This is a genomic window from Marvinbryantia sp. (assembly GCF_047017445.1).
In the GTDB taxonomy this organism is placed as follows: domain Bacteria; phylum Bacillota; class Clostridia; order Lachnospirales; family Lachnospiraceae; genus Marvinbryantia.
Genome location: NZ_JBKXTT010000003.1, coordinates 86,873 through 99,536, shown reverse-complemented (window position 1 = coordinate 99,536; position 12,664 = coordinate 86,873). Strand labels below are relative to the sequence as shown.

Genomic DNA, 12,664 nt, shown 5'->3' with positions numbered 1-12,664 from the left:
TGACGAAAAACTATAAACCATGCATCCAAGAAAGGAGTTATTCTGACATCTATGATACCATATAAACAGCTTTCTTTGGCAGATTTTTTTTCGGATTGCCAAGATAAATTTGAAAATGACAAACCTGGGTTTCTGTCTCTATTAGAAAACCACATCGATATTGATGAGATCGTTCCGATTTCTTTTCGAAATCATTTCTATGCATCAACGGGCAGAACCCGTAAATACCCTTTAAGCGCTTTGCTATGGGCGTTGATTATTCAGCGTATTTTTTCTATTCCCACAGACCAGCTTCTTTTAACTTTTCTTGCTTATTCAAAACCACTGCGTGAATTTTGTGGTTTCACTAAAGTTCCAGATGCTTCTAAAATCACCCGCTTCAAACAGGACTTTATGGATGACCTTCAGCTTGTTTTTGATAACCTTGTTGAATTAACCGAACCAATCTGTCATGCTATTGATTCTTCAAAAGCTGATATGACCATCTTTGATTCTTCTGGCATTGAGGCTTTCGTTACTGAAAATAATCCGAAATACGCAAATCGTATTATCAGGCAACTCAAAGCTTATGCCAAAGCTAACAGCTTCGACAAGAGTTATGATCCTTATAAAGCAGCTTATGGTTCTATGCCAACACACGCATCCGCAAATCCAGAAATTAAACAGTTATACATTAATGGTCATTTTTGCTATGTCTTCAAGTTTGGCATTATTACCAATGGTCTTGGCATTATCCGGCATATATCTTTTTACAACAAAGACTTTATGACCTCACATCCTGAAATCGTTGTGGAAAAGAAATCTGATTCTCCTGATGAAGATAAGTGTGTTCATGATGCTAAATTACTCATTCCTACACTAAAAGATTTCTTTGCGAAGCATCCGCTTATGAATCCCAAAACATTTCTTGGTGATGCAGCATTTGACTCCTGCCAGCTTTATGGAGAACTGCTGACAGGCAATACCTTTGGCGAAAATAAACACTTTAAAAAAGCATACATTCCTCTGAATTCCAGATCCGGATTAAAAAATCCTGATTGTAAAGTGAATGAAAACGGCATCCCTTGCTGCCCTAATGATGATTCACTTCCAATGAAACACGAAGGCACATCTACAAGAAAAAATGGTTTAAAAAGATATAAGTTTATCTGTCCTAAGATAAAGTATGTTAAGGATGCATCAACCGGAAAATATCATAGACATTGTATCTGCGATAATCCCTGTACTACTTCTGAGTGTGGACGTATGATCTATGTTTATCCTGAAAAAGATCTTCGTGCCTATCCCGGAACCATTCGTGGAACCGAAGAATGGGATAACACTTACAAAATCAGAACCGCAGTAGAAAGAGATATCAATCACATAAAAGAGAATCTCTGTCTTGCAGGACGTCGTACTCAGAATGAGAAAACATTGCATGCAGACTTAATTCTTGCTGGAATCACCCAACTCATTACAGTTGTTCTTGCAGACAAAATCAAACATCATGAATACATACGAAGTCTGAAACCACTCATCGCTTAGGTCTTATTAACTTTATAAAGCCTGTAGCTTATTAAAGTGCGCCTAAAAACGGTAGTTATCCACTTCTCATCTTAGGATTCGTACTCTATACGAATTCTTCCTTGTTTGGATTCAAGATTGTGAACGAGCATTGCGAGTTTCGCAATTACCTACCTGATTGATAAGTTTATTTTAGTTTTTTCTCCATAAATTAGCCATAGAAATAACGTGGAAATATCTTAAAATTTCCACGCCCAAATTTTAAAAAACAAAAAAACATGGAAATTTTCATGTTCTTTCTTAAAATTTCCATGTTTCTATTTATTTCTATATTCCCGCGGCGTCATACCGCATGTTTTTTTAAATACCACGCTAAAATAATTTGGATCCAAAAAACCGACGCGCTCTGCGATCTGGGCGCTGGTCAGGTCTGTCGTGCGCAGAAGCTCCTTTGCATGTTCCATCCGCACATTCGTCAGGTATTTTATGAAATTCACGCCTGTTCTCTGTTTAAACACATAGCCAAAGTAATTCGAGCTCAATCCCACATGCTCCGCCATACTATTCAGCGTAAGGTTGGCATCATCCATATGTGTACGGATATATTCTTTCGCCATGGTTATCGCCTGTCCTCCCGAATCCACAAGATCCATCCGGTATGTGATGACAGTTTTCAGGAGTTTCCCTGTTATCTCTTCCATGGACCTGACTCTGCAAAAGCTGCGGATAAAATGATCCACATTCTGAAAATCCGCCAGAATAGTCTCAGGATCGCCCCCAAGCTCCCGCACGACCTGCGTACATGCAGTCAGGATCTGCATAGCCTGCCAGGATGAATATACCAGAGAGCCCGTATTAGCCCTCTGCCCCTGGTCCAGATATCTCTTTACAAAAGCATCTGTTTCCTCCAGAGTGCCCTGCTTCAGGAAATTCAGCAATTCGATTTCATAGCGCCGCCCCTCTTCCAGATTTTTTACATTCAGCTCTGTGGGGGTATCCTCCAGATTCTTTACCTCGTAACTCCTCAGCTTATATACCAGGTTTTCCACAGCAGACGCTTCCTTACTCTCCTGGTCCAGTTTTTCCTTCAGCCCCAGCAAAATGCTGACCAGCTTCACCGGAGTCACCGGTTTCAGCAAATACTCGCACACCCCAAAGCGAATGGCATCCTGCGCATATTTAAATTCCATGTATCCGCTGAGAATGATAATTTTAATCTTTGGATGTATATTGCGCAGCATCCGGCTTAATTCGATGCCATCCATAAAAGGCATACGGATATCTGTGATCACAATCTCAGGATGTACTTTCCGCACAACCTCCAGTGCCTGTTCCCCATTTGCAGCCTCACCTGCAAAAATAAATCCATAAGCTCCCCAATCTATACTCTTGCGGATACTTTCCCGTACGGTGCTTTCATCTTCCACTAACACAACTTTATACATATTCCTGTCCCTCTGTCTGACATTTCAGACGAATGGTCACGCGTGTTCCGTTATATCTCTCACTCCACACATCCAGCCCGCATTCCTTCCCATAATACAACAGAATACGCCGGTTTACATTATAAATTCCAAAGCCATTCTCATGATCCGAATATGGCTGGGTATTTTCTCTGATTTTCCGGCACAGATCCTCAAGAATCTCCGGCTCCATGCCGCAACCCGTATCCTCAATAACAAAAATCAGAAATTCTCCCTGCTTCTGCCCGGTAACCGTGATTTTACCACCCTCCTCACGGTTTTTGATTCCGTGATAGAGTGCATTCTCCACAATCGGCTGCAAAACCATTTTGAGCATAGAGTACTGGTAAACCTCTGGTTCCACACGAATTTCAAAGGTCAGCAGATCACTGTACCTCTTTTGCTGAATCGAAAGATAACTTTCCACATGTTCTATTTCCTTTTTTACCGGTATCCACTCCAGCCCTTTGCTTAAGCCTGTCTTGAAAAAGACTGCCAGCTTATCTACCACATCTATTACCTGATCGTTTTCTTCGGAAGCAGCCAGCCATATCACCAGTTCCAGTGTATTGTAGAGAAAATGAGGATTTATCTGAGCCTGCAGTGCCTTAAGCTCTGCTTTCTGCATATTTCGCTGTTCTTCTTTGTTTTCCTCCATTAAAGCCTTGATACGCATGAGCATCTGGTTATACTGACGCTGCAGAATGGAAATTTCATCATTTGTAATAACTGCAACCGTCGCATCGAGGTCGCCCTGCTCTGCCAGAAGCATCTTGTCCTTAAGCTCGGTAATTGGCTTGGTAAGCCTTCTCGACAGATAATAGTACAGAACTCCCAGGAACAGCAGCGTGAGCAGGATTGCCGCAAAAAATACCTCCCCCAACTGATAAACAGGCGCCATCAGCTCCTGCAGGGGAACCTGCCCCACGATCACCCAGCCTGTGTTTTCAATGCTATCATATACCACAAGCCTTATACCATTTTCCGTTTCTTCCTGATAGCTGCCATTTAAACCGGAAAATACTTACTTCCTGAGCGGGATTGCCGGACGCTCTGCCGCCCCGTCATCATGAAACAGCTCATTTCCCTTCTTATCATATAACGTAAAATATCCGCTTTCTCCCAGGATCTCCTGCTCATAGACAGATTTTATCGCATTTGCATCCATCTCAATAGCAATGATCCCCATAGTCTTATTTGTAAAGGTCTGGCGTATTTTCTGCCCTATCAGAAAACAATCCCGATCCTCCCATCCCATCTCAAAACCACTCAGAACCAGCAGTTCATTTTCATTTTCCAGAATCATATCATAGATATATCTGCTTTTCTCACTCTTTTCAATCGGGTAAATTCCTATTTTTTCATTAAAGCATACCCCGTCATTCCCTATGACATAAAAATTTTTAATATCATCACTTAATATATAAGAATTGCGATAAAGTTTTACCATATTGATCAGGTTCATCGTCGTCTCATGGCGGCTGCCTGTATCATAAAGGAAATCAGAAATGTCAGAGCTGTTTCCAATCTCCAGGATCTTTCCGGTCTGCTCCATGATCATCCCTGCATTCCTGCTGATCTGTTTTGCCACCATGCCCGAATAGGAAGTCGTGCTGGAAAGCATCTGTCTGAAGACACTGGAATAGCAGAACACACCCAGTCCAACAGCAATCACCAGCGAAAATGTCAGGAATATCATCATTATTTTCCCTCTGAAACTGTCCCAGAAGTACTTCCATCTCTTCAGCATGCCCTTCCTGCTCCTTCATCTCTATGCAAAAAGCCTTTAAATACTGAGTCTATCAACATTTAAAGGCCTTTATATATCATTCCTGATTCAAATACATACTAATCCTGCACATACGGCATGATCGCCAGATGTCTTGCACGCTTAATCGCTACAGTGAGTGCTCTCTGGTGTTTTGCACATGTGCCAGTGATTCTTCTCGGGAGGATCTTTCCTCTCTCAGAAACATATTTCTTTAATTTTGCAACGTCCTTGTAATCAATTTCGTTGTTCTCTTTGCCGCAGAATACGCAGACTTTCTTTCTTCTGCGTCCGCCTCTTCTCTTCATCGGAGAATCTGCTCTATCGCCTTTTGTATAAGCCATGATCTTTTTCCCTCCTTAAATAATAATTAAGGGTGCTCTAGTTAAACGGAAGCTCCTCGTCGATACCATCCGGTATGTTCATGAAGCCGTCGCCGGATGCTGCGCTCGGAGCCGGTCTGCTCGGTGCGGGAGCGGTACGCTGATAGCTCTGGTATCCGCCGTCGGACGCTCCCTGGGAAGCGTTCTTGCTCTCTGCAAACTCCTGATCTTCCACAACAACATCTGTCGTATATACTTTTACACCATCTTTATTCGTGTAGCTGCCGGTCTGGATACGTCCGGTCACTACCACCTTCAGGCCCTGACGGAAATACTTCTCTGCGAACTCGGCGCTTCTTCCAAATGCAACGCATCCGATAAAGTCTGCTGTCTGATCGCTTCCCTCTCTGCGGAATCTGCGGTCTACTGCCAGTGTATATCTGGCAACTGCGGTTGCATTCTCGCCTGCGGAGTAACGTACCTCCGGATCTCTTGTCAGGCGGCCCATCAAAATAACTTTATTCATTCTGATCTCCTCTTATTATCTATGCGTCCTGTCTAACACACAAATATCTGAGAACATTTTCCATGATACGAACATGTCTTTCGAGCTCTGCCGGGCAGTCTGCATCTGCTTCAAACTGAATGAAGTAGTAGTACCCTTCGCTCATCTTCTGAATTTCGTATGCAAGTTTTTTCTTGCCCCACTCATCCACATTCGTGATGGTTCCGTTGTAACGGGTAATATATTCTTTTACCTTCTCAACGGTAGCAATTCTTGCGTCGTCCTCAATCTTTGCGTTGACAACAACAGCTAATTCATACTTGTTCATGCGTTTTGCACCTCCTTATGGACTCTGGCCCCTGTCTTATGCAGGAGCAAGGAATTAAATATATCACGAAACCATATTTTAGCATACCGTTCGCGATTTTTCAAGCTTTTTTCCGCAATTCCCGCGTGTTTTTTTCAACAAGCCTGCGGGGAACCATGATCTGATGTCCGCAGCCTTCGCACTTCAGCCGGAAGTCCGCGCCCACGCGCAGGATCTCCCACTCGCTGCTGCCGCAGGGATGCGGTTTTTTCAGCCTCACAATATCGCCCACCTCATAATTCAGCCGTTCCATGCCTGTGGCTCCTTTCCATGTCCTCACTTTTTCATGCCCCGTCCCGCTCTGCCCGAAGAGCTTCTCCAGACCGGCTTATCCGCATTCTGTCCGGTCTGCAATCTGACCGCACCGCTCTAGTCAATATGAATGCTTTCAAATACCTTTCCGATGCTGTCGTCGATCACCAGGTCGGCATTTTTATCGCGGGAGGTCGTGCTCCTGTTAATCACGACCAGCTTGCTGCCGCGGAAATAGTCAATCAGACCGGCCGCCGGATAGACCACAAGCGACGTTCCGCCAATGATCAGCACGTCCGCCTGCGCAATATAACGGATGGATTTTGTCATCGTATCGCTGTCCAGCCCCTCCTCGTAGAGTACCACATCAGGCTTAATGATCCCGCCGCATGAGCAGCGCGGCACGCCATCCGCCTCTTTCATATATTTTGCGTCGTAAAACTTCCGGCAGCGCTGACAATAATTGCGGTGCACACTGCCGTGCAGCTCCAATACCTCTTTGCTTCCCGCCATCTGATGAAGCCCGTCGATATTCTGGGTGATGACGGCGCGCACATGCCCGCTCTTCTCCCACTCCGCCAGACGGATGTGCGCCATATTCGGCTTTGCATCCAGCACCAGCATTTTCTTTTTATAAAAGCGGTAAAATTCTTCTGTCCGGTTCACAAAAAAAGTGTGGCTGATGATCGTCTCCGGCGGGTAGTCATACTCCTGGTTATATAAACCGTCCACACTGCGAAAATCCGGTATCCCGCTCTCCGTCGATACCCCGGCGCCGCCGAAAAACACTACATTATTGCTGTTTGCGATCCATTCCTGTAAAATTTCTCTCTTATCCTGCATGATAAATCCCCCTCTTCATTCCCGTCTGACCTTTTTCTTTTTTCCGCTGTCTTCCACCCTGTCCGCAGCAGCATCTTTTCATCTTTTCTGCCTTCAGCGGCGTTTTTCCGCCTATCCCTCTGTTTCTTCGTATCCGCCCGCCTTCGGCACAGACTGATAGGTGCGCACGCGCTTGCCCTGCACAATGAACCGCGTCTCACTGTCGCCGGTACAGGTGGAAAGCGTCACGACAGTATCGCCGTATTTTACATCCACGCCAGTGTCCACATACGACTGTGATTTCGCGAGATTTATAAAATCCATAAAATCCTCTTCTCCCGCAAACACAGTTTTGTAGCAGTCACTGTACGCGCCGACCACGCCGCATGCAAAGATCTCATATTTATAGATCTTATCTGGCGTATAAATCCAGAAATACGGGCTCTTATCGTAGGTTTCCTGCTCCCCGTACTGCTTCAGCGTTCCAAACATCGACCCATTTTTCATGTTGTGGCCGTAAACAATACTGTTTCTGTTATAAAAATTCGAATTATTCGCATAGTCCAGGAAAATGGAACCGGCAAAATTTTCCTGTCCGCGGAAGGTTCGGTGCAGATAATATTCGTTATCCTCCCCCTGCACGATCGGATAGGTGATATCCAGCGCTTCCATTTCCAGCCAGCCGATAATATCCTCATTGATGGCAAGCAGGCTGTCAAAATCTATCGGATTTTCCATCTCCTGCAGCTTCTTTCTCCCCGCCGCAGCATCCTCCGCCAGGATCTCGTCCGCCTGCCCGTCAGCCCCCATCGTCTCGTTTTCCACCATGTTCGCCTCGTCAAAGCCTTCCGTTTCCTTATCCGTTTTCGCATATTCCTCCAGCGCGCTGTACTCATCCGTGCCCGCCTTGTACGCAAAATAAATCGTCACAAGCTGGTATCCCGCATAACAGAACACCCCCAGAGCCACAATGATCACCAGCGTGCTGATAAAATTTCCGATGCCGCCCTTTTTGCGGCGTTGTTCTCTCCTTCTGTCTCTTCCCATAACAGCCTACACCTGCCTTTCTGTCTGAACCACAACCGCATCCCGGTGTCTTGCCGCGCGTCCTCTTTTCAGCTGGCTTTCCGGCACATACGCCGGCAGACTCACCGTGAATGTCGTATAATAGCGGTCACTTGCCGCCTCGATTTTTCCGCCATGCAGCTCTACGATCTGCTTTGCGATCGAGAGTCCCAGGCCGGAACCTCCCGTCTGGCTGCTGCGCGCATTATCCACGCGGTAAAATTTTTCAAAAATTGCCTTCAGCTTCTGTTCCGGGATCTGATGCCCTTTATTTGTAAAGGTAATGACGATATCATTTTCTCTCCTGCGCGCCTCGATCGCGATCTCCGTATCGCTGTAGCTATACGCGATCGCATTGCGCAAAAGATTTTCAAACACACGCGCAAGTTTATCCGGATCGCCGTCCACGATCAGCTTTTCGTCCGCATCCACCCGGCAGGTCATATATTTTTCCGCCAATATGCCATAGCTCTCGTCGGCAAGCTGCTCCAGCATCACCGAAAGATCGAGCTGCACCTTTTCCAGCACAATGTCCTGCAGATTAAACCGCGTGATCTCAAAAAATTCATTGATCAGCTCGCCCAGCCGGTTCGCTTTCTCCAGCGAAATATGGATATATTTCTGCCGATCCTCCTCCGGCATGTTTTTCTGCCCGTCCAGCATCGTCAGATAAGCAATGATGGAGGTGAGCGGCGTTTTCAGATCGTGCGCAAGGTAAACCACCAGATCATTCTTTTTCTGCTCGCTCTCGATCCGCGCCCGCTCCTTTCGTTTCAGCGTCATTTTCAGTCCTGTCAGCTTGTCAGAGATCGGCTGCAGCTCCGGCGGCAGCTTCACCGGCTCCTCGTTGTCCTCGCGGACGTCGTCGATCGCCTTCTCCACGCGGCTCAGATAGCCAAGGATCCCCTTGATCGCCAGATTGTAAAAAATCAGGAACAGCAGGATAAAGCCGATCGCAAGGAAAAGAAATTTATTGTCCATGAAAATCTTTCCGTAAAGCTGATCCGCTGTGTTCCAGTCCAGATGAAGCTTTGAGAAAAACCACATCATCAGATCCGTAAAGAAATCCTGGAAGATTCCGTCAATCAAAAAGCGGACAATCCCATAGCCCACCACCAGCGTCAGTGCTGCCACCAGGCTGGTGCGGATGAGAATTGTCCTCTTTAGTTTTTTATAGCTATTTTTCAACTTTGTATCCTACTCCCCAGACCGTCTTGATAAACTCGGTTTTTCCCATCGGTCCGCCCATCTTCTCGCGCAGATGACGGATATGCACCATCACTGTATTGTTGCTTTGTTTGTAGTATTTTTCATGCCACACCTGCTCAAAGAGCTGCTCCGAGCTGATCACCTGTCCGCGGTTTTCGCAGAGGATCCAGAGAATATCAAATTCAATCGGCGTGAGCGTCAGTTCGCGCTCATTGAACGTACACTCATGCGTGCTGCGGTTCATCAGCAGACCGCCGAAATCTATGATATCCTCCTGCGGCTTTCCGCCGTCATTGTACTTCGTGTAGCGGCGAAGCTGCGCCTTCACGCGCGCGATCAGCTCCAGCGGGTTGAACGGCTTTTCAATGTAGTCGTCCGCCCCCAGCGTCAGCCCGTTGATCTTGTCCATATACTCGGTCTTTGCCGTCAGCATGATGACCGGAAACGTGTGCGTTTCACGGATCTTCTGCAGGATCGTAAAGCCGTCGATGTCCGGCAGCATGACGTCCAGTATCGCCAGATCCGGTTTTTCGTCTTCCACCGCCGCCAGGGCATCTTTTCCGTTATAGCATTTAACAGCCTCAAAATTTTCGTTTTTCAGATAAAGTCCGATAACGTCCGCGATTTCGCGTTCATCATCAACGATCAGTATTTTGCCGGGCATAGCTGCCCCTCCTTCTGTATATAATGTGCCTGCGTCAAAAAGACCGGATCCGCCCCCTGTCTGTACAAACGGATAAATGCTCTCCGGACGCAGCTCTCACCGCGGCGATCAGCCCTCGCAGTTTCCGACGGTGCGCGGGAACGGAATGACGTCGCGGATATTGCCCATACCTGTGAGGTACATCACACAGCGCTCAAAGCCAAGCCCGAAGCCCGCATGACGGGTGGAGCCGTATTTGCGCAGGTCGAGATATGCGCGATAGTCCTCCTCCTTCAAGCCAAGCTCGTGCATACGCTGCAGCAGCCTGTCGTAGCTGTCCTCTCTCTGGCTTCCGCCGATAATCTCACCGATACCCGGAACGAGACAGTCCATCGCAGCGACCGTCTTTCCGTCGTCGTTCAGCTTCATATAAAATGCTTTGATTTCCTTAGGATAATCCGTCACAAATACCGGGCGCTTAAACACCTGCTCTGTGAGATAGCGCTCGTGCTCTGTCTGCAGGTCGCAGCCCCAGCTCACCTTGTATTCAAACTTGTCGTTATTCTTTTCCAGGATCCCGATCGCCTCTGTGTAGGTCACATGACCGAACTCGGAGTTTACCACACCGTTCAGGCGCTCGATCAGCCCCTTGTCCACAAAGGAATTGAAGAAATGAATCTCCTCCGGCGCATTTTCCATGACGTAGCGGATGACGTATTTCAGCATATCCTCTGCAAGGATCATGTCATCCTTCAGATCTGCAAAAGCGATCTCCGGCTCGATCATCCAGAACTCCGCCGCATGACGGGTGGTGTTGGAGTTTTCTGCGCGGAAGGTCGGTCCGAAGGTGTAGATATTGCGGAACGCCTGCGCATACATCTCTCCGTTGAGCTGTCCGCTCACCGTCAGATTCGTCTGTTTTCCGAAAAAGTCTTTTGTATAGTCAATCTTCCCGTCTGCCGTTCTCGGCGGATTCTCAAGATCCAGCGTTGTCACCTGGAACATCTCCCCAGCGCCCTCGCAGTCGCTTCCGGTAATGAGCGGCGTGTGTACATAGACAAAATCGCGTTCCTGAAAGAATTTATGGATAGCGTACGCTGTCAGCGAACGCACACGAAAGGTCGCCTGGAACATATTGGTGCGCGGACGCAGATGCGAGATCGTGCGCAGAAACTCAACGCTGTGGCGTTTTTTCTGAAGCGGATAGTCCGGCGCAGAGCCTCCCTCCACCGTCACCTCATCCGCCTGGATCTCAAACGGCTGCTTCGCCTGCGGCGTTGCGACCAGCGTACCCTTTACAATCACTGCCGCGCCGACATTCAGCCTGCAGACCTCCTGAAAGTTGTCCATCTTATCGTGGAATACGATCTGCAGCGTCTCGAAAAAGGTGCCGTCATGAAGCACAAGGAACCCGAAGGTTTTGGAATCGCGCACGCTGCGCACCCATCCGCCCACGGTAATCTCCCTGTCCAGATATGCCTCTCTGTTTCTGTATATCTCTCTTACTGTTACTAAATCCATGTCTGTGTTCTCCTATATCCTTAATTAGCAGTTAATGCATTCTTTTTTTATTGTACCAAAAAGGGGCGAAGGTGTAAAGACCATTCCAATCCGCGTAAAATGTTTTTAAGCCTTAAGCCCCGCGATCCTTTTCAAAACCTTTTCATCCACCCGATACGGACAATTTTTCAGTTTCGCTTCATTTTTCAGCAAGTCCCCTGCTGTCCGCACCAAAAGGCTTTCCGGGATTTCCCCGCAGCGGCAGACCTTCCTGAAAAATGCCTCAAATTCCTCCACACTGCAAAAGCCTGCCGTCTCCAGTACATATCTGCGATCCGCTTCTTCTGCCTCGCGCAGATATCCGCCGAGGAAGTAACCGACAGCAACGCCGTGCGGCAGGTTTAATTCGCAGGTCAGCGGATAGCTAAGCCCATGCGGAAGCGATGTGCCTGTATGACAGATTGCCATTCCCGCCATTGTGGACGCATTTAAAAGATTCCGATAATCTTCTCTTTCCGGCTTACGCTTCCCGGTCAGCACTTCTCTGCTTTTTTTCCACATCTGCAGACCTGCCGCCGCACACATGCGGCTGTAGTCCGTCGCATTTGTGTTGATATAGCTTTCCGCGAGGTGCGCAAACGCATCTACCGCGGTATTGCAAAGCACCGACCGGGGCGCTGATGCCAGATATTTCGCGTCCAGCAGTGCCAGCGTCGGAAAGATTTTGTGCGGTATGGATCCTTTTGTGCCCTTGTCGCGGCGCGTCAGCACCGAAACCGCCGTCACCTCCGAACCGGTGCCGCAGGTCGTCGGGACTGCCGCAACCGGGAGCGCCGCTGAATCCACACCTTTTTCATACAAATAATCGGCGCCCTCTTCCCGGTGACGCATCATCAAAGCTGCCGCTTTGGCGGCATCCATTGCCGAGCCGCCGCCAATCCCGATAACAAAGTCCGCCTGCCCGCACAGTCCTGCTTCCCGCGCTTTCATTACCGTATCCACTGAGGGATTTTCCTCGACCTCATCAAACAATATCCAGGAAATTCCCTCTGCCTCCAATGTCTTTCGGACATCCTCCAGTGCGCCGTTTTTCTTCGCAGACTGCTTTCCCGTCATGATCAGCGCCGTTTTTCCACACTCTGCCAACTCTTTTGCGTGATTTTCCACACAATTTTCTTCCTCATAAACCTTCACGGGCATGTAAAATTGCATTCGACACGCTCCCTTCTTCCTGCCTGTTTCTC

The 12,664-nt window shown here is 47.7% G+C and carries 14 protein-coding genes; 1 reads left to right on the top strand and 13 read right to left on the bottom strand.

Translation table 11 applies throughout. From position 1 onward, the window contains the following. Nucleotides 1-51: 51 nt before the first annotated feature. Nucleotides 52-1,524 (top strand): transposase, encoded by a 1,473-nt coding sequence (locus ACLU9Q_RS04255; protein WP_412624679.1) that lies wholly within the window; start codon nt 52-54, stop codon nt 1,522-1,524. Between the two features lie 296 nt (nt 1,525-1,820). Here the strand turns inward: ACLU9Q_RS04255 and ACLU9Q_RS04250 are convergent, their stop codons facing one another. The 13 genes from ACLU9Q_RS04250 to ACLU9Q_RS04190 form a co-directional block, all read right to left on the bottom strand. Then, nucleotides 1,821-2,948: a response regulator transcription factor gene (locus ACLU9Q_RS04250; RefSeq protein ID WP_296907453.1), complete on the bottom strand. Its 1,128-nt coding sequence runs from the start codon at nt 2,946-2,948 to the stop codon at nt 1,821-1,823. Next, complete coding sequence (locus ACLU9Q_RS04245; protein ID WP_412624685.1) at nt 2,941-3,933, bottom strand: sensor histidine kinase; 993 nt, start codon at nt 3,931-3,933, stop codon at nt 2,941-2,943. Before ACLU9Q_RS04245 ends, ACLU9Q_RS04250 begins: the two co-directional genes overlap by 8 nt. Nucleotides 3,934-3,990: 57 nt before the next feature. After that, a complete protein-coding gene (locus tag ACLU9Q_RS04240) occupies nt 3,991-4,716 on the bottom strand; it encodes a cache domain-containing protein (protein WP_412624684.1) in 726 nt (241 codons plus the stop codon). Between the two features lie 98 nt (nt 4,717-4,814). Continuing rightward, complete coding sequence (gene rpsR, locus ACLU9Q_RS04235) at nt 4,815-5,078, bottom strand: 30S ribosomal protein S18 (RefSeq protein ID WP_296831133.1); 264 nt, start codon at nt 5,076-5,078, stop codon at nt 4,815-4,817. Nucleotides 5,079-5,115: 37 nt separating this feature from the next. After that, complete coding sequence (locus tag ACLU9Q_RS04230) at nt 5,116-5,583, bottom strand: single-stranded DNA-binding protein (protein ID WP_296831135.1); 468 nt, start codon at nt 5,581-5,583, stop codon at nt 5,116-5,118. 19 nt (nt 5,584-5,602) lie between these two features. After that, complete coding sequence (gene rpsF, locus ACLU9Q_RS04225) at nt 5,603-5,890, bottom strand: 30S ribosomal protein S6 (RefSeq protein ID WP_296831137.1); 288 nt, start codon at nt 5,888-5,890, stop codon at nt 5,603-5,605. Nucleotides 5,891-5,990: 100 nt separating this feature from the next. Next, complete coding sequence (locus ACLU9Q_RS04220; protein WP_412624683.1) at nt 5,991-6,182, bottom strand: DUF951 domain-containing protein; 192 nt, start codon at nt 6,180-6,182, stop codon at nt 5,991-5,993. 116 nt (nt 6,183-6,298) lie between these two features. Next, entirely contained in the window at nt 6,299-7,024 is a 726-nt protein-coding gene (locus ACLU9Q_RS04215; RefSeq protein ID WP_412624682.1) for an NAD-dependent protein deacylase, read from the bottom strand. Between the two features lie 111 nt (nt 7,025-7,135). Next, entirely contained in the window at nt 7,136-8,050 is a 915-nt protein-coding gene (srtB, locus tag ACLU9Q_RS04210; protein WP_412624681.1) for a class B sortase, read from the bottom strand. Between the two features lie 6 nt (nt 8,051-8,056). After that, the gene (locus tag ACLU9Q_RS04205; RefSeq protein WP_296831146.1) at nt 8,057-9,256 is read right to left on the bottom strand and encodes a sensor histidine kinase; all 1,200 of its coding nucleotides are present in this window, start codon (nt 9,254-9,256) and stop codon (nt 8,057-8,059) included. Beyond that, nucleotides 9,246-9,941 carry a VanR-ABDEGLN family response regulator transcription factor gene (gene vanR, locus ACLU9Q_RS04200; protein WP_296831148.1) on the bottom strand — a complete coding sequence of 232 codons (696 nt, stop codon included), beginning with the start codon at nt 9,939-9,941 and terminating at the stop codon, nt 9,246-9,248. Before vanR ends, ACLU9Q_RS04205 begins: the two co-directional genes overlap by 11 nt. Before the next feature lie 108 nt (nt 9,942-10,049). After that, nucleotides 10,050-11,441 carry an asparagine--tRNA ligase gene (asnS, locus tag ACLU9Q_RS04195; protein ID WP_296831150.1) on the bottom strand — a complete coding sequence of 464 codons (1,392 nt, stop codon included), beginning with the start codon at nt 11,439-11,441 and terminating at the stop codon, nt 10,050-10,052. Between the two features lie 105 nt (nt 11,442-11,546). Further along, a complete protein-coding gene (locus tag ACLU9Q_RS04190; protein ID WP_296831152.1) occupies nt 11,547-12,632 on the bottom strand; it encodes an iron-containing alcohol dehydrogenase family protein in 1,086 nt (361 codons plus the stop codon). Between the last annotated feature and the right edge of the window lie 32 nt (nt 12,633-12,664).

Bases quoted from the DNA above. Each gene is read 5' to 3' on its own strand.
- ACLU9Q_RS04255 (WP_412624679.1), top strand. From the start codon at position 52: ATGATACCATATAAACAGCTTTCTTTGGCAGATTTTTTTTCGGATTGC.
- ACLU9Q_RS04250 (WP_296907453.1), bottom strand. From the start codon at position 2,948: ATGTATAAAGTTGTGTTAGTGGAAGATGAAAGCACCGTACGGGAAAGT.
- ACLU9Q_RS04240 (WP_412624684.1), bottom strand. From the start codon at position 4,716: ATGCTGAAGAGATGGAAGTACTTCTGGGACAGTTTCAGAGGGAAAATA.
- rpsR (WP_296831133.1), bottom strand. From the start codon at position 5,078: ATGGCTTATACAAAAGGCGATAGAGCAGATTCTCCGATGAAGAGAAGA.
- ACLU9Q_RS04230 (WP_296831135.1), bottom strand. From the start codon at position 5,583: ATGAATAAAGTTATTTTGATGGGCCGCCTGACAAGAGATCCGGAGGTA.
- rpsF (WP_296831137.1), bottom strand. From the start codon at position 5,890: ATGAACAAGTATGAATTAGCTGTTGTTGTCAACGCAAAGATTGAGGAC.
- ACLU9Q_RS04220 (WP_412624683.1), bottom strand. From the start codon at position 6,182: ATGGAACGGCTGAATTATGAGGTGGGCGATATTGTGAGGCTGAAAAAA.
- ACLU9Q_RS04215 (WP_412624682.1), bottom strand. From the start codon at position 7,024: ATGCAGGATAAGAGAGAAATTTTACAGGAATGGATCGCAAACAGCAAT.
- srtB (WP_412624681.1), bottom strand. From the start codon at position 8,050: ATGGGAAGAGACAGAAGGAGAGAACAACGCCGCAAAAAGGGCGGCATC.
- vanR (WP_296831148.1), bottom strand. From the start codon at position 9,941: ATGCCCGGCAAAATACTGATCGTTGATGATGAACGCGAAATCGCGGAC.
- asnS (WP_296831150.1), bottom strand. From the start codon at position 11,441: ATGGATTTAGTAACAGTAAGAGAGATATACAGAAACAGAGAGGCATAT.
- ACLU9Q_RS04190 (WP_296831152.1), bottom strand. From the start codon at position 12,632: ATGCAATTTTACATGCCCGTGAAGGTTTATGAGGAAGAAAATTGTGTG.